The organism is Pseudoalteromonas sp. SG45-5, assembly GCF_014164085.1.
Classification (GTDB): Bacteria; Pseudomonadota; Gammaproteobacteria; order Enterobacterales; family Alteromonadaceae; genus Pseudoalteromonas; species Pseudoalteromonas aliena.
This window is the reverse complement of record NZ_JACJEM010000005.1, coordinates 37,497-54,544: the sequence shown is the minus strand read 5'-3', so window position 1 is coordinate 54,544 and position 17,048 is coordinate 37,497. Positions and strand designations below refer to the sequence as shown.

General features: G+C 40.9%; 13 protein-coding genes and 1 riboswitch. Of the genes, 5 read left to right on the top strand and 8 right to left on the bottom strand.

Annotated elements, in window-relative coordinates:
* The first annotated feature begins 100 nt into the window (after positions 1–100).
* Positions 101–589, top strand: a complete 489-nt coding sequence (locus H5119_RS02405; protein WP_182701073.1) for a peptide-methionine (S)-S-oxide reductase — start codon at positions 101–103, stop codon at positions 587–589.
* A gap of 380 nt (positions 590–969) precedes the next feature.
* Here H5119_RS02405 and H5119_RS02400 read toward each other — a convergent pair whose 3' ends face one another.
* From H5119_RS02400 to H5119_RS02385, 4 genes are all read right to left on the bottom strand, one after another.
* The gene (locus tag H5119_RS02400; protein ID WP_077539042.1) at positions 970–1,521 is read right to left on the bottom strand and encodes a DUF4136 domain-containing protein; all 552 of its coding nucleotides are present in this window, start codon (positions 1,519–1,521) and stop codon (positions 970–972) included.
* A gap of 140 nt (positions 1,522–1,661) precedes the next feature.
* Positions 1,662–4,436 carry an ATPase gene (locus H5119_RS02395; RefSeq protein WP_182701072.1) on the bottom strand — a complete coding sequence of 925 codons (2,775 nt, stop codon included), beginning with the start codon at positions 4,434–4,436 and terminating at the stop codon, positions 1,662–1,664.
* Positions 4,433–4,996 carry a condensin complex protein MksE gene (locus H5119_RS02390; protein WP_182701071.1) on the bottom strand — a complete coding sequence of 188 codons (564 nt, stop codon included), beginning with the start codon at positions 4,994–4,996 and terminating at the stop codon, positions 4,433–4,435. Before H5119_RS02390 ends, H5119_RS02395 begins: the two co-directional genes overlap by 4 nt.
* Positions 4,997–5,001: 5 nt before the next feature.
* The gene (locus tag H5119_RS02385) at positions 5,002–6,273 is read right to left on the bottom strand and encodes a hypothetical protein (RefSeq protein WP_182701070.1); all 1,272 of its coding nucleotides are present in this window, start codon (positions 6,271–6,273) and stop codon (positions 5,002–5,004) included.
* Between the two features lie 222 nt (positions 6,274–6,495).
* Here H5119_RS02385 and nhaD point away from each other — a divergent pair, with 222 nt between their 5' ends.
* Positions 6,496–7,743: a sodium:proton antiporter NhaD gene (nhaD, locus tag H5119_RS02380; RefSeq protein WP_182701069.1), complete on the top strand. Its 1,248-nt coding sequence runs from the start codon at positions 6,496–6,498 to the stop codon at positions 7,741–7,743.
* A gap of 101 nt (positions 7,744–7,844) precedes the next feature.
* Positions 7,845–8,017, top strand: a riboswitch (Lysine riboswitch).
* A gap of 75 nt (positions 8,018–8,092) precedes the next feature.
* Positions 8,093–9,496 carry a lysine-sensitive aspartokinase 3 gene (lysC, locus tag H5119_RS02375; protein WP_182701068.1) on the top strand — a complete coding sequence of 468 codons (1,404 nt, stop codon included), beginning with the start codon at positions 8,093–8,095 and terminating at the stop codon, positions 9,494–9,496.
* Between the two features lie 59 nt (positions 9,497–9,555).
* Here lysC and H5119_RS02370 read toward each other — a convergent pair whose 3' ends face one another.
* On the bottom strand, positions 9,556–10,314 hold the full coding sequence (locus H5119_RS02370; RefSeq protein ID WP_182701067.1) for a 4'-phosphopantetheinyl transferase superfamily protein: 759 nt from the start codon (positions 10,312–10,314) through the stop codon (positions 9,556–9,558).
* 141 nt (positions 10,315–10,455) lie between these two features.
* Between H5119_RS02370 and H5119_RS02365 the strand changes: the two genes are divergently transcribed.
* Complete coding sequence (locus tag H5119_RS02365; protein ID WP_182701066.1) at positions 10,456–11,778, top strand: sodium-dependent transporter; 1,323 nt, start codon at positions 10,456–10,458, stop codon at positions 11,776–11,778.
* A gap of 95 nt (positions 11,779–11,873) precedes the next feature.
* Here the strand turns inward: H5119_RS02365 and H5119_RS02360 are convergent, their stop codons facing one another.
* Together H5119_RS02360 and H5119_RS02355 are read right to left on the bottom strand one after the other, a co-directional pair.
* Complete coding sequence (locus tag H5119_RS02360; protein ID WP_182701065.1) at positions 11,874–12,854, bottom strand: 2-hydroxyacid dehydrogenase; 981 nt, start codon at positions 12,852–12,854, stop codon at positions 11,874–11,876.
* A gap of 81 nt (positions 12,855–12,935) precedes the next feature.
* Positions 12,936–13,496: a glutathione peroxidase gene (locus tag H5119_RS02355; RefSeq protein ID WP_138585433.1), complete on the bottom strand. Its 561-nt coding sequence runs from the start codon at positions 13,494–13,496 to the stop codon at positions 12,936–12,938.
* Between the two features lie 121 nt (positions 13,497–13,617).
* Between H5119_RS02355 and H5119_RS02350 the strand changes: the two genes are divergently transcribed.
* On the top strand, positions 13,618–14,499 hold the full coding sequence (locus H5119_RS02350) for an NAD(P)-dependent oxidoreductase (RefSeq protein WP_182701064.1): 882 nt from the start codon (positions 13,618–13,620) through the stop codon (positions 14,497–14,499).
* A 969-nt stretch (positions 14,500–15,468) separates the two neighbouring features.
* Here the strand turns inward: H5119_RS02350 and sbcB are convergent.
* Positions 15,469–16,920 carry an exodeoxyribonuclease I gene (sbcB, locus tag H5119_RS02345; protein ID WP_182701063.1) on the bottom strand — a complete coding sequence of 484 codons (1,452 nt, stop codon included), beginning with the start codon at positions 16,918–16,920 and terminating at the stop codon, positions 15,469–15,471.
* Between the last annotated feature and the right edge of the window lie 128 nt (positions 16,921–17,048).

Genomic DNA, 17,048 nt, shown 5'->3' with positions numbered 1-17,048 from the left:
TGTCATAATTTTCGCCTTGTTATTGCGCTATTTTCTTGGCGCTATAATAGAACACTATTTTAATGCAATCGGTATAATTACTTATTAGGTAACATTTATAATGGATACTAAAGAATATAATACTATTTACTTTGCTGGTGGCTGCCTGTGGGGTGTACAAGAATTTTTAAAGCACTTACCTGGTGTAATAAGTACTGAAGCAGGGCGGGCTAATGGAACAAATGATAATACACAGGGCGAATACGACGGTTATGCTGAGTGTGTAAAAGTAATATTTAGTACAAAAGTGGTTAGCTTAAACGAGCTGATTGGCTTCTTTTTTGAAATTATTGACCCGTATAGTATTAACAAACAAGGGGATGACGTAGGCCCTAAATATCGCACTGCCGTTTATAGCAAAGGCCAAGATCATTTAGAGGTTGCTAGCAATTATATAAGCCAGCGAAGTGATGCCGATAAAATTGTGGTAGGGGTAGAGCCGCTAACTAACTTCGTGCCAAGCGATCCTGAGCATCAAGACCGTTTAACTAATCATCCTGATGACTATTGCCATATACCGCTTGAGCTATTGCATAAGTATAAATCGTAATTAAGAGTGGAGTAAGAACATAAAGATAAGTAATTAGAAGCTATCGCTTCTCACGCAAGCAAGCTTAGCGCCTACAGGTAAAGTTTGACACGGTGTTTTTTTGTAAACGTGCAGCTTGCTGACGTTACGAGCGTAGCTCGTAATTTAGAATTGAATATAGCCCTATAAAAGTAAGTAATTAGAAGCTGTCGCTTCTCGCGCAAGCAAGCTTAGTGTCTACAGGTAAAGTTTAATTCGGTGTTTTTTTGTAGACGTGCAGCTTGCTGACGTGACGAGCGTAGCTCGTAATTACTTAAGTCTGTAAGCCCCAAAAACAATCACCCACAAAAAAGCTCACATTACGTGAGCTTTTTTAAAACTTACTTATAGCTAATTTTAACTTATTGCTGCTTTTGCGGCGGGAAGTTACTTAAAATTTCGCTGACTGTTTTATTAATTGATGCTTCACGTTGTTCTGGCGATTGATTTTTCTTTAATCGACCTTCTTTTGCGCCGCGCCATACTAGCTGGTTTGACTCACGATCTACAATATCAATAATCAGTGTACCCACTTCGTATTCACGCGCGGTTGTATCGCGCTCAAATCCAGTGCCCCAGTAACCCCAGTTGTGGCGGTAACCTACGTTAAAGGTATCTATTTCAAGCTCTTTATCTACCGATGCATGATAGTTAACAAGTACATCAGCTTGCGCTGCATCAACTAAACTCATACCTAGTGTTTGGCTCAATTCTGCATTAACGGCAGTGCGAACACGCTTTTCCATTAGGCCATTAATTTGATAGTTATTTGTGTCTTTAGTTAGGCTGGCGTTTTCTACCCAAGCAAATGTTTTAAAATTACTAAAGTTAGCTGATTTATCGTAATCCCAATCTGGGGTTTGTGTACAGGCTGTAAGAAGTGCTAGCGCTGCAACAATAAGTATATTTTTCATTACGTTTGCTCCAATAAAATGCATTAATTTAAAATAACACACATAGTTTAAATGTGTATTATTTAAACGTCCTAAATATTAGTCTAATTGTTAGGGCTGAACGACTAATTAACCTCTGTTAATTAGTCATCAGTAAAAGTTTAATGTTCAACTTCTATCCAATCTTTTTCATCCACCCAGTTTTGTGCGCCGTCTTTTACTGAGCGAATAGGCACAATATAGTCACAACTTATTTGTGGTTTAACTGAGGCAAATATAGGCACAAAACCAAAGCTTAGTGCGGTTTCTATAATCGCTTTTTGATTTTGTGGATCGATATCAGCCGCTTCATCTATATAGATTGGTATACGGTATAGGTTTTGTTCTTGGTCACTTAATAAGTAACGAATAAACAACATGCCACACAATAACTTAATAGTAATTCGTGTGCCGTTTGAACCCGCCGAATCTATTTTTTCAAAGTGTTCTGTTTCACCTGCGCGGTTAACTACTTCAAATCGAATATCAAATAAATCGGTAAGCGTTAAACCCGCTTTATCTGAGGCGAGTTTAATTAAATGATCTTTCGCTTCGTTTACCGCGCTTTCGCTGTACGGTTCTTGGCTCAGTAAATCAAGCGTGTCACCTTGTTCAAACTGATGCGACGTGCTGATAATGGTATCTATACTATCAACCAGCATTTTGCGCGGTATGACGTTAATCTTAAACGCTTGCAGGTTTGAAATACGGTGCTGGCTTATGCCTTTATTAAAGCTGTTCATTTCGCGGCGAAGTCGGTCTAAATCTTCTCGTAAGCCTTTAATGGTTGCAGCCACTTCGGTAAGTGCAACACGCGCTTGGCGTTCAACAGCATCGCGTTCATTATCAATATTATGAAACGCGCTGATCAGTTTTTGATATTTAGTAAACTCGTCGTTTTCGTTATCAAATTTAGTAATACCCGCGTTGTACACATGCAAATAGGTGTTGTGTACGTTTATGTCAAAATTACGCAGCTCTTGGCAGTCTTTATTAAAGTGATGAACAAGGTCGCTTAAGTTATCAAAGTCGACTGTTATATCAATCATGTACGGGGTTACTTTGCCGCTGTATAAATCAAGGGTATGGTCAATTCGCTCGCTTTTAACTTGGCGCAGACGCTCAGTTTGGCGATTAATTTGCTCTTGTTTAGATTTAATTAACGAGCGACGATCGGCAATTGAACCACTATTTTTTTGAATATCTTGTAGGTAGTCGTCAACTTGTTCGCGCTCAGCTAATAACTGCTCTTTTAGCATGGCTTGCGCTTCAACCGACTGCTGCATTACATCAAACTGCTCTAAGCGTTTTAGCGCGCGCTCTGCGCTCATTAGCTCATCGTATAATTCGTCTTTTTCTTTTTGTTTGTCGGCAACGTTTGCAGCAACATCACGTTGTTGCTTAAACTCTTTAAGTGAATGCTCAAGTGCATTTAGCTGAGCGGTTAATTGCTCTTTGTTTTCGCCGCTTTGCATTTGCACCGGCGAGAGCTTCTTAAGCTTAATGCTCGCACCTGGCAGAGTTAGTACACCGCCTTTAACGTTTTCGCTAAGTAGCGATAAAAATTCACCAAACGCATCTTCGTCATCAATGGTTATATCGCCATTAGTGGTGGTTGCAAACGAGAGAATATCTGGGTTTAAAATCCGCGATATTTCTTCTACTTCTTTTAACGAGAGGTCTTCGCGCATACGGGTAAACAAATTAAACTCAAGGTTTTTAAGTTGCAGCTTTAAGCTCTTAATTTGTTTTTGTGTTTCGCTAATGCGGTAGTCAAGCGTATGTAGGCTTTGCCCTTGTGCGCTGGTTATAGAGTGCGAAAGCGACTCGTAATCTTGCTTTAACTGAGTCAGGCTGGTTTTAAGGGTGGCTTTATTTACCAGCTCAAATTCGCTTTTAAGCGCATCGTAATCTAAAAACCACTGCTCAATTTGAGTTTGTCTGCGCTCTATATCGCGCGATTGCTGTACATATAGGCTTTGCTTTTGCTCAAACTCGTGTTTTTCGTGCTCTATATCTTCAAGGGCTATACCGAGCTCGTTAAGTTGCGACTCTTGATAGGTATCAAAATCAATCAGTGCTTGGTCAATTTTAGGCGCGTACGCCGCTAATTTACCTTTAAGCACGGTTTGGTTTTCAAGCATTGATTCAAGCGCGGCTATTGGCTCTTGCATTGATTCAAGGGCTTTTAGTTCGCGTTTTGAGCGATTTACTTTATCAAACGAGCGGCGCCATACTTCATAAAAGTCGACCTTAGAGTTTGACATATGGCGTTCAAACACGCGTAGCATAAAGCGTTTTACATCGCTTGCGCCTAATTTGTGTAAGTTAAGAATACGTCTAAATATTTCTTTATAAATAGCGGAATCTTGCACATTATTTAGCGGGATCATTTTTAAGTTAATGTCGCTGTCAAACGGGGTTGCACCGCCAGTCAATAGCGCGTTTAGCTCTTGTGCTTTAAGCTCAATAGGATTGTAGTTAAGCGATTTTAAATGGTTGAACAGTTTGGTAAATTTAATAATGGTTTTACCTTGCGTGTACTGCTCTAAATCAAGCTTTCCTTGGTAGCAAAAGTACTGATGCGCGTAACCGGCAATTTTACCAAGTCCTGCAACGCCAATGACTACCGAGCCATGGGGCAGGTTAGCTTCTAGTAAAATGTACGACTGATCGGATGAAAAATAAAACTTACGGGTTTCATCTAAATCGTGTCCGTCCCATTCTGTTAAGCGTAAATCGTTAATAAGTGGAAACTGCAGGGCGTTAATAACCGAGCTTTTACCTGTGTTATTGGGCGCGCAAATAGAGCTGCTTTTATCAAGCGGGATCACACATTTTGCATAGCCTGCGGTGTTAAGTAGGGCGAGTTTACTTAGTCCGTATAGATTTTTCATTCCTCGTCCTCTGTAATGTAGGTTTCTTCGTTTACTTCCATGAGTGCATCTATGTAGCGGTGAATTGGCGCTTGTAGCATAAAGCCGCCTTCTACTTCACGGGCTAAACCTAAGCGCACCATGCGCAGGTAAACATCTTTGCGCAAATCAGATCCTGAAAATATCTCAAGCTGATCAAACAAATGTTTGTTAATTTGCACCAGCGTTTGCATAAGCTCTAAATCGTTTATGTCGTCAAACAATGCGCGCATTGGGTCTTTACCCGTATTGGCGTAGTGCTCAATTAAAATGTAAATGGTGAGTGCGATAGCACGAGATATTTTGCCCATATTGGGTGTGCTTTCGTCGCTACCAAAATAATAAAAGCCACGGCTATCGCGTTTTAAATCGTGACCTAAAGCGGTAAATAGGGCGGTGTAGTCTTCTATGTGTTGGTCAAGCTCTTGCCACATTACGTTGTCTTGCTCGCAAATGTGATAACCCGCTACTAATTTTTTATTAATGGCTTGTAGATGAGTTAGCTCGTTTAAGTTTATGTGTGTTGTAGTGGTTTCTATCATAAGAGTTACTTATCTGCCTTTGTATCTAACTGAGGCTCTGAATTAAATGGATATAAAGAAAAGTACTGACCGGCAATGTTTACGCGGGCTTTTTCATCGCTTTGAATTATTTTAATATCGCTGTCGCTGACTAATTTTTGATACAAAAATAGCATTTCGTCGGCATCGAGATCTGGGTAGCTTTCGTCTAAAAATTGCAGCAAGGGCTGCGGCTTTTTGCGTTTTTTATTAAAGCGCTTAGCAAAGCTGGTTTTAACATCGTTGTAGTCAGGAATATTAGGCGTTACAAATGCAGGCACATCTTGTTGATCGGGTAACTGGTATTCTTCGTGCTCAAATTCAACCAAGCTTGCCATGTAAGCCACAATATGGCGTTGCTGACCAAGCGAGTATCGCTGTGCATCGCTCACAAAGTGTGGCTGTACTGCGCTTAGCATGTTGTCTACGCCATTTTTACGCACAAGCCCAAGTACTTTTGATGCTTGGCGAGTAATTAAGTTATTACGGCGTAGCTCTTCGCGCAGTGGCATAAGCATGTCGGCACTTTTACGTAAACTTTCTCTGCCCATTAAATGCATTTCGAGTATACGAGTACGCAGTTGCTCAAGCATACGTTTGTCGTTGTAGGCTTTACCTGAGCGCTCAATGTGTAGTATTTGCTTACTTATTTGCTCTTCAATGAGGGTAAAACACGCATGAAAATCACCGCGAATATCAACCATTTCAAGCATTGGCTCTATGTATTCGTCAAACGCTTCTGTTACCGCTTTATAACGCTTTTGCAGCGATTGCACGGCATTGTTAGATTTAGCTTGTTCAACAATGTTTAAAATCGCATTTTCGTTGTGTGCGTATAGCTTCATTATTTTACGCACCCGATCATCCATAATACGGCTGTAGCGGCGTAAATCGTCAAAGTCTTCTATTTCGCCAGCGTTATCTAGGCGGTTACCTAAACGAGCTAGATCGTCAACTAATACGCTAATTTCTTGCGCTAAGCCTAAGTGCTCTTCTTGCAGTAAAAAAGTGGCAAAATCGGCAATGGCACGATTTATTTCAAGTTGTGAGGATTTAGCCAGTGGAATTAAAATATCTTGGTTTAATAAACGATTTGTTTCTTTGTAAATGCGCTCGTTTGACCATGTAGGCTGCTTTTGCTTAATCGCGTTTTGTACGTCTTTTAGGCTAAAGTCAGCCATTTTAAAACGTTTAAATAACAGCTCTAATACACCCCAATGTTCGGTTAAGGTATTAAGTAGCTTTTTTGCTGGGATCATAAGGCGTTACTACATCCTAGTATTTTATTATTGAGTATCGAGTTTATACTCATTATTACGTGTTTTTAATTAACCTTGTCTGTATATAGTATTCGTTTTTAAGACCATTTAATAATAGTTTTTGCACGGCGGCAGTGCTAAAATCCGCGCCGAAAACAGACACATGCGAAAGGTTCTGTTTTGCGTGTTCTTTAAAACTATATCAAAGGTTGTTTATCTACCATGGTTTCCTCGACTATTCTAACCCTGATAGCGATTGCATTTTTGCTCATCGTTATAGAAGATATAATCCATGTCAACAAAGCTAAAACTACATTATTTTTTGGTACGCTTTGCTGGATTCTTCTTTTTATCTACCCTCTTCACGGACAAAGCTCCGATTCAGTTCAACACCTCCTTAACGAAAATATTTTAGAAATTGCCTCATTATGGCTATTTTTAATGGCTGCAATGACCTTTGTCGCGTATTTAAATTCAAAGGGGTTTATAGAAAATATTGTTCATCGTGTTATGCCAAAAAGCATTAGCGAGAGAAAGCTCATGTTTTTGGTGGGTGGCTTTGCGTTTTTGTTTTCGTCGATTTCAGATAATGTAACGGCTACGCTTATCTCTTTAGCCGTTGTAATGTCGTTAAAACTTGAACCTAAAAAACTCATTAAATACGCCACGCTTATCGTGTTTGGGGTTAACTCAGGTGGGGTATCGCTAATAACCGGTGACGTAACCACACTGATGATATTTTTAGATGGCAAAGTAACCATAGGTCATTTATTACTACTTATAGCGCCAGCACTTGCAAGTGTTATGTTACTAGCCGCGTTGCTGTCTATAGGTATGAAAGGGCGTGTTGAGTTTGCTCGTGCGGGTAAAACCCGAATAGAAAAAACCGACATAACCATTGCCGTGATATTTTTATCTACCGTAGTGAGTACATTAACGCTGAGCGTAATTTACAGTGTACCGCCTTTACTCACCTTTTTGTTTGGCTTATCAGTGATGTTTTTAGTAGCGCAATTTTTAATGCGCAAAAAAGACATAAACAAAGACATAATTGACTTTGTTCGCGATATAGAATACGACACATTATTGTTTTTTGTAGGTGTACTGCTGCTTGTTGGCGCACTTAAAGAAATTGGTATGTTGAGTAAATTTACCGACCTATACACGGTAATGGCACCCGAGTACGCAAACTACTTAATGGGCATATTATCAGCAGGGGTCGATAACGTACCGCTTACCGCTGCATTATTAAAAGCCGATATAGTAATGAGCCAACAACATTGGTTGTCGTTTACGTATGCAACGGGCGTGGGTGGTTCAATGCTTATCATTGGGTCGGCTGCGGGCATTATTGCCATGAGTAAAGTTAAAGCGCTTACCTTTATGAGCTACTTGCGTTTATCGCTGCATTTATTAATTTGCTACACGGTTGGATATGCGGGCTCGTATTACATGGGCAGTTTTATTTAACTCATAAATTATTAAATGCTTGACAGCTAGACGTCTAAACGATAACTTTCAAAGCCCCGCTACTTAGTGGGGTTTTGTTTTATTAGCCACTGGTTAATAAAGCATTCAGAAGAGGTGCGATACTTAGGTACTTAATGTTAGGCGACGAAAGCCGATGATCATTAAGGAGGGAAGTACTCGCCGAGGAAAATAATGATACGTCGTCATTGTTTTTCGGTTTATGGGGCTGAATCCTCAAAACTGTCACCAATATAGGTGGAGAGCTTCTGGCAGTGGACTTATCTTCAAGCATTCCTTTGCCAAGTTCTTCTTGTTTTATTGCGATTTGGATATCGCGAAAGGAGACTAAATGACTACCCAATCAGCGCCACAAACAGTGCCTCAAACAGAGTTAAGCGCAAAATCAGATTACATCGTTGCCAAATTTGGCGGAACCAGTGTTGCAAACTTTGAAGCGATGAGTCGCTGTAGCGAAATTATTGTTGCAGATAAAAGCGTACGTATTGTTGCCGTGAGTGCCAGTGCCGGCGTAACTAATCATTTAGTCGCACTGTGTAAATCAAGTATTACCTCAAGTGAGCGCCAAGAGCACATAAACGGCGTGCTTGCTATTCAACACACTATTTTAGATGAGTTATCGCTAGATGCCGATTTAGCGGTTGGCTTTAACGAAACCCTAAAAGCATTTCAAACATTGGCTCAAGAGTCACTAACAACCGCTCAACAACACGACGAGCTCCTTAGCTTTGGTGAGCGTTTGTCGTCGTATTTGTTTGCTCAGGTGCTGCGTTCACAAGGTTTAAACGCCGATCGCTTTGATGTGCGCAAGGTGCTTAAAACCGATAGCCAATTTGGTAAAGCAACGCCCAATGTTGCAGCCACAGCGCAAGCCGCTAGAGAACATTTAATCCCGCTGTTAGATGCTCAAGTAATTGTGACTCAGGGCTTTATTGGCAGTGACGAGTACGGCCAAACCACAACGCTAGGACGAGGTGGTTCAGACTACAGTGCAGCACTATTGGCTGAAGCAATTAATGCTAAAAGCGTGCATATTTGGACTGACGTTGTGGGTATTTTTAGCACCGATCCGCGTTTGTGCGCAAAAGCGACGCCCATTGCACGCTTAAGCTTTGACGAAGCCGCTGAAATGGCGACCTTTGGTGCAAAAGTATTGCACCCCGCAACTATTTTACCCGCAAGCCGTAGTCACATTAACGTATTTGTTGGTTCGAGCCGCGAGCCAGAACGTGGTGGTACATGGATTGAGCGCGAAAAGTCGCAACAACCAGGTATACGCGCAGTAACACAACGTAAAAACCAAATTTTGCTTACTCTTAAAAGCCCAGAAATGCTCCTAGCAAGCGGCTTTTTAGCCCGCGTATTTACGCTATTAAGCGAATATAATATATCGGTAGATTTGGTAACCACCTCAGAAATCAGCGTAGCCATAACGCTTGATAACGCGCAAAACGCCTCGCGCCCAGAGCTTGATCAAGAATGCCTAGATAAGCTTGCAGAGTTTTGCCATGTGTCGGTAGAAAATAACCTAACATTGGTGGCACTTATTGGCTCTGAGATTCAATTACGCCAACACGAAATGAACTTAATGAGTGTACTAAAAGACTTTAATATTCGATTAATTTGTCACGGTGCGAGTAAACACAACTTGTGCTTTTTAGTAGAGCAAACTGAGTCAGATAACGTAGTGCAATCTATTCATAGCCGTTTATTAGAAAATGATTTTGCTGCGTAAGTAACGGTTATTCAGGAAAATTACCTAGTAACATCAGTTAATAAAGAAACTTAACAAAATTAATTAACAAAATCAGTTAATAAAAAGCATCGCCAGCCGATGCTTTTTTTATGCACCACACTTACATCAAAACAAACATTGCTGTCACTGCTATCAACTACAGTAACGCGATTACTGCAAGCCCCCAGCTTTGCTCTATGTAATTCGTCAAACACATTGGGGCTAAGTAACTTTGCAATAGGGCGGCTGGTGGCTTTAGCAAGTGACTCTTTTAGTGTCCAAATTCTAAAAAACGTATCTGCTTGGGCTTGGGTATTAGTAGGCTCAGTGATAAGTGTAATTTCATCATTATGATAAAAATGCTTAGCAAGCTTTTCAAATGGGCGCTTTAAGCTTACTTTTTCAATATCAAAACCAAACTCACTTTTATCAAAATTTAGCGCGACCCCAACTAAACCATGCGAGTGCGAAATACAGGTATTAATAACATCACCCTCCACATGTATTTGCAGTTTTGAGCTTGTCTCGTCAAATTCTGTACTCATTTTATTAAGCGCTACGTGCGCATGTTGCGGCTGCGTTACTTTAATAAGGTGTTTTAATAATAACCGCGTAGCTAAATACTCCTGCTTAGCTTGCGGACTTTTGCGGCGGTATATAATGGTTAACTCAAACGGGCTTAAGCAATCAGGCAAATTAAAGTCACTAAGCTCAAGTGTTTTAGCATTAAAGAGTAAAATACTGTGATTAGCTAACGGTAACTTTGCCAATTGAGTTGAAGTAATACTCAAGGCATTTTTAAAATAGTGTTCAGTCATAAAAGCCCTAAAGCAAAAGAAGTCGCTGATATTGTGAGCGGTTAGTGCCACTAATAAAGGCTGGGTACAATTTTATTACTCAGCTGGCATGAAATATGGTTTAATTCACAATAATCAAAATAATAACAGATTTGTAGATGTATGGCACAAGTGCGTGATGGGTTTCAAAGCCGACTTGGTTTTGTTTTAGCGGCTGCTGGCGCAGCAGTCGGTTTAGGTAATATTTGGGGTTTTCCTACGCAAGCAGCCAATCATGGTGGCGGCGCATTTTTATTGGTTTACTTTATTGTCATATTTTTACTTGCGCTTCCGGCGCTGTATACCGAACTGTATTTAGGGCATAACGCGCAAGCTAATCCGGTAAGAGCGTTGGGCGATGCATGGCAAAACACTAATCGCAAAGTAGGCGCAGCAGCAGGGTATATTGGGCTTGCCGGTGCGGTTGTTATGCTCAGTTTTTACTCAATAGTAGCAGGGTGGATGCTCTCGTACGCTATTGAGCCCATAACCACCTTTTTTGGGTTTACAGGCACAAGCGAGTTTTTACATGGTGACTCAGTGCTGCGTAATTTTGTGTTTACGCCGCTTATGCTTATTTTAACCGCCAGTATTATTTTAAAAGGTGTTAAATCGGGAATAGAAACTTGGTCGCGCCGTTTGATGCCGCTGTTACTTGTGCTGCTTGTTGGTTTAATTGCCTACATTGCAACGCTAGATGGCGCAAGCGAAGGCTTTGCTGCGTATTTAATTCCTGATTTTAGCCAAATATTCGACCCCAACTTAATTATTGCGGCAATGGGACAAGCGTTCTTTTCGCTCTCATTAGGTGTTGGGTGCATGATGATTTACGGCTCGTATTTACAGCCAGATGCCAACTTACCAAAGCTTACCGCAAGTGTTGCTTTGCTTGATACAAGTGTCGCGTTTTTAGCGGGGTTACTTATTATTCCTGCTATTTACGTGGCGCAGCACAATGGTGTTGAAGTATTTAACGATGGTAAACTGATTGGCGAAGGACAACTTATTTTTGCTATTTTACCGCAGCTATTCAGTGCGATGGGCGAAGTTGGCTTATTAGTGGGCTTATTATTCTTTGTATTAATGTCGATAGCATCGGTTACGTCAACTATTTCAACCACTGAAATTCCGGTAGCATTTTTAGTCGAAAATCACAGTGTTAGCCGCAGCAAAGCTACATGGGCAGTTAGCGCCGTTGTGCTTGTGTGTGCAAGTGCGATTATATTAAATTTTGACTGGTTATTTGGCTTAGTCATTATGCTATTCACTCAATACCAATTGCCGCTTATGGGCTTGTTTTACTTTATTACAGTAGGGTGGATGTGGCAGCGTGGCAATAAATTACATCAAGCAACAACTGGTGTACATTATTGGTTTGCTCAATATATACGTTTTGTTTGCCCAATATTAATGACTTTAGTGTTTGCAAACGTCGCGTTTGGTTGATTTTATCTAAGCCCTAAAATAAATTAATAAAGCGAAGTGAGTTTAAAACGCACTTCGCTTTTTTTGTGCCTGTTATTTAGGTATAGCCAAGGTCTTTATAAAACTTCATTAGTTAGAGGTTTACCTTCATTTACTTCAAGCGCGTTAAGTAGGGTTGTATTTGCTATTTCGGTGAGTGCTTCTTGGGTAAAAAAGCCCTGATGACCTGTTATTAAAACATTTTTAAAACTCACTAAGCGCGAGAATATATCGTCTTGGTTTATTTCGTCGCTGTGATTTTTAAAAAATAGCTCTGATTCTTGCTCGTAAACATCGAGCCCTAAGTAACCTAGTTTTTTAGTTTTTAGCGCATTAATACACGCTTTGCTATTTAGTAATGCGCCGCGAGAGGTGTTAATGAGCATAACGCCGGGCTTCATTTTATTAAATGCTTCATCATTTATTAAATGGTGAGTTTGATCCGTTAGTGGGCAGTGCAGTGAGATAATGTCGCTTTGAGTTAGCAGCGAATCTAAATCGGTAATGGTGTAATTGCCAGGTTGCGCGCAGGGATCGCACACTAGTACTTTGGCACCAAAGCCATTTAATATGTTACACAACGCAAGGCCAATTTTGCCGCAGCCAACAATACCCACTGTTTTATTGTGCAAGTTAAAACCAAGCAATCCGTTTAAATCAAAGTTGTCTTCGCGTACGCGGTTATACGCTTTATGCGTTTTGCGGCTAAGTGTTAGCATGAGCGCGATACAATGCTCGGCAACAGCTTCGGGGCTGTATGCTGGCACGCGCAATACATTTAAGTTATGTGCTTTTGCTACTGGTAAATCAACATTATTAAAGCCAGCACAGCGCAGCAAAATAGTATTTATGCCCAAGTTTGCCAACTGCTCAATAACAGCGGCGTTTACGCAGTCGTTAACAAATACGCATATGGCATCAAAGCCTTTTGCTAAAATAGCCGTTTGCTCGCTCAGTGCTTGCTCAAAATACGTTATTTTTATAGCGCTATGAGCGCGTGTACTTTGTTCAAAAAAAGGCAGTTCGTACTTTTGAGTACTAAAAAAAGCAATATTCATGGTAATAGCTCCAGCGCTTAAGAAAGATCATAGTAACATTAAACTACTTTACAAAAACGTGCCTAATTAACTCTGTTGGTATTAAGCCTTAAGCGAAGTGAATAAAGGAATTGAAGCGGATGGTTTTTTTTCATTTTTTGCTGCGCTTAATTTCCCTGCTTGATGTAAATTGCTTTCGATGACTTGCTTGAGCGTTTCTGGCTTGGTGCGGGGTGCGTAACGTGCTACAAGTTGTCCTTGCGAATTAATTAAGAACTTAGTGAAGTTCCATTTAACAGCACGGTTTTGTGAAATACCGCGCGTATGCGATTTCAAATAATTAAACAACGGATGGGTTTCAGGTCCGTTTACCATAACCTTACCAAATATTTCAAACGACACATCAAATTGTGCTTGATAAAAGTCTTTAATCGCTAAGTTATCAAGGGGCTCATTTTGACCAAATTGATTGCATGGAAATGCCAATACGGTAAATCCGCTGCTTTTATATTGTTGATACAGCCTTTCAAGCGCACTTAATTGCACTGAAAAATTACATTTACTTGCTGTATTCACAATAAGGATGGTTTTTCCCTGTAGCTGGCTAAGAGAAAAATTTTCGCTGTTGTAAAGTGGTGCATTGAATTGATAAATACTGTCCATAGGTTACCTGCTTACCTTTCCAATCAAGGAAATTTTATAAAGACTTTCATTCGCTTTTTTATCAGCCGGTTGACATAATCGAGGCCTAGTTTCTAAGTTATCAGTTAAATAGGTCATTTTTATGTCAATGAAAGTCGCATTTATAGGTTTAGGCGTAATGGGTTACCCAATGGCGGGGCATTTAGCAAAAGCAGGGCACAGCGTATGCGTTTATAACCGTACTCAAGCTAAAGCACAAGCGTGGACTGCAGAACATTCAGGAAGCTTTGCACCAACCCCGCGCGAAGCTGCCAGCAATGCCGACATCGTATTTATGTGTGTTGGTAACGATGACGACTTACGCTCAGTAGTGTATGGCGACGACGGCGTGTTAGCGGGCATGTTGCCGCACACTGTTTTGGTTGATCACACCACAACCTCTGCTGAAGTAGCACGCGAAGTTGCTGCAAAAGCTGAACTACAAAATATCGACTTTATAGATGCACCAGTTTCGGGCGGGCAAGCTGGCGCCGAAAACGGCGTATTAACGGTTATGGCGGGTGGTAGTGAAGCCGTATTTGCTAAAGTGCAGTCAGTTATGGCGGCGTTTAGTCGTTTTAGTCAATTACTAGGCGGCGTTGGCTCGGGTCAATTATGCAAAATGGTTAATCAAATTTGTATTGCGGGCGCAGTACAAGGGTTAGCCGAAGGCTTACATTTTGCCAAACAAGCAGGGCTTGACGGCGAAAAAGTAATAGAGACAATATCTAAAGGCGCAGCCGGTTCGTGGCAAATGGAAAACCGCTATAAAACAATGTGGGCGGGTGAATATGAGTTTGGTTTTGCCGTAGATTGGATGCGTAAAGATTTAGGCATAGCACTCGATGAAGCTAAAAACAACGGCGCTACTTTACCAATGACCGCAACGGTCGATCAATACTACGCCGACGTACAAGCACTCGGCGGCGGCAGATACGACACCTCAAGCTTGTTAGCACGTATTGAAGCATTGCATAAAAAGTAACGCTGTAGACGCCAAGCTTGCTTGCGTATAAAAACACAGTTTTTAAAATGATAAAGATATTAAAAGCTGCGCTTTTCACGTGAGCAAGCTCTACGTCTACCGCCAAAGTGTAGCTGTGATTTTTACTTGTAGACGCCAAGCTTGCTTGCGTATAAAAACACAGTTTTTAAAATGAAAAAGATATTAAAAGCTACGCTTTTCACGTGAGCAAGCTCTACGTCTACACTCAAAGTGTAGCTGTGATTTTTACTTGTAGACGCCAAGCTTGCTTGCGTATAAAAACGGAGTTTTTAAAATGGTAAAGATATTAAAAGCTACGCTTTTCACGTGAGCAAGCTCGACGTCTACCGCCAAAGTGTAGCTGTGATTTTTACTTGTAGACGCAAAGCTTGCTTGCGTATAAAAACACAGTTTTTAAAATGGTAAAGATATTAAAAGCGGCGCTTTTCACGTGAGCAAGCTCGACGTCTACCGCCAAAGTGTAGATATGAGTTTACTTGTAGACGCGAAGCTTGCTTGCGTATAAAAACACAGTTTTTAAAATGAGAAAGATATTAAAAGCTGCGCTTTTCACGTGAGCAAGCTCGACGTCTACCGCCAAAATGTAGCTGTGAGTTTTACTTGTAGACGCAAAGCTTGCTTGCGTATAAAAACGGAGTTTTTAAAATGACAAAGATATTAAAAGCTGCGCTTTTCACGTGAGCAAGCTCAACGTCTACCGCCAAAGTGTAGCTGTGATTTTACTTGTAGACGCAAAGCTTGCTTGCGTATAAAACACAGTTTTTAAAATGGTAAAGATATTAAAAGCTACGCTTTTCACGTGAGCAAGCTCAACGTCTACCTCAAAATGTAGATATGAGTTTACTTGTAGACGCCAAGCTTGCTTGTGTATAAAAACAGAGTTTTTAAAATGGCGAAGATATTAAAAGCTACGCTTTTCACGTGAGCAAGCTCTACGTCTACACCGAATTACATGCTTTGTGCGTAGTTATACAGCGCCTTTAAAATTGTAAGATTTTTTTCGCTGTCGTCATGTTCATGCGCTAGGTTTTCAAGGGTGATCATAAAATCTTGCGCGTTAATCGATGGTTGATCTTCGCCGTGCATTAACTTGTTTTGGCAATATTGGCGCCATTGGTCAAGCTCTTGCTGGTTTAGCGTTTCAGGCCAGTTACGGGCGCGGTATCTAAACAATAACGTATTAAACTTTTTATCTTCAAAGTCTAACTTCAACCCGGCTAATTCATCTGGTTTTGCATCACGAATAATCGCAAACTTAGCTTTATCGGCATGGCTTGTAAACCCATCGTAAAGTAAGTAGTCAACGTTAGTGGTTGCGCTGTAATCGCCTTGCTCGTTAAACACTTCGGTTACTTTATCGCGAAGGTCGGTATTGGCTTTTAAAATAGCTAAGTTAGCTAAGCACTGCTCGCGATCAATCCCAAGGCGCGCGGCGTTTTCAGGCAATAATGTTTTAGCGGGGGCTAAAATAGGGCACTTGTTTAAATGCACCAGCTTTAAACCAACAGGTAAATCACCCTCGGCTAAATCTACACGTTTGGTGTATAAACGTTTGCGTAACTCTTCTACGTTTAAATCAATGAGTACTTGCGGGTTTTGGGTTAAATCAAAACAAATAACCGCGTTTTTATTAACCGGATGAAAACTCATTGGTGCAACCCAGCTTGTACAGCCTTGTGTTGCTGGTATGCGCGACGTGGTATGCACCAGCGGCGTCATGTTAAATACATCAACCAATTCAGCAAGAGCTTTTTTATTACGCAGCCCAAAAAAGAAGTTATACAGCTTTGGCTGTTTTTCTTTTATTAGCTTAGCCAGTGCAATAGTGGCGGTTACATCGCTTAGTGCATCGTGCGCTGCGGCGTGTTCAATACCATTGGCTACGGTTAAATGCTCTAGCTTAAAGCTTGGGCTGCCATCTTCTTTTAACGGCCATTCAATGCCTTCAGGGCGCAGTGCGTAACAAGCACGGACCAAATCAATAATATCCCAGCGGCTATTGTTATTTTTGTATTCGCGCTCGTACGGGTCGTAAAAATTACGGTAAAAGCTATAGCGACTTACTTCGTCATCAAACCGAATACTGTTATAACCGGCAACACAGGTGTTTGGCACGCTAAATTCGGCATGAATTTTTGCTATAAACTCAGCCTCAACCAAGCCTTTTTTCATCGCCACTTGTGGCGTAATACCCGTAATTAAACACGCCTCAGGGTGAGGCAAGTAATCCGCTTGCGGCTTACAATATTCAATAAGCGGCTCGCCAATAATATTTAAATCAAGATCGGTACGAAGACCCGCAAACTGGCTGGGTTTATCTTTTTGGGGGGTCGCCCCCCAAGTCTCAAAGTCGTACCAATAGATTGTTGCTTGGTTTTCGTAGTATGTAGGTTCGCTCATTCTGTATCTTAGCCCTTTGTTTATGCGGGTTTTAACTGCGCTTTTATTTGTTGTTGTATCTTTGGCTATATTGTAATCCGCGCATTGTGTGTATAGTATCGTGTATAAATTTTTTGCTAACTGTGTAT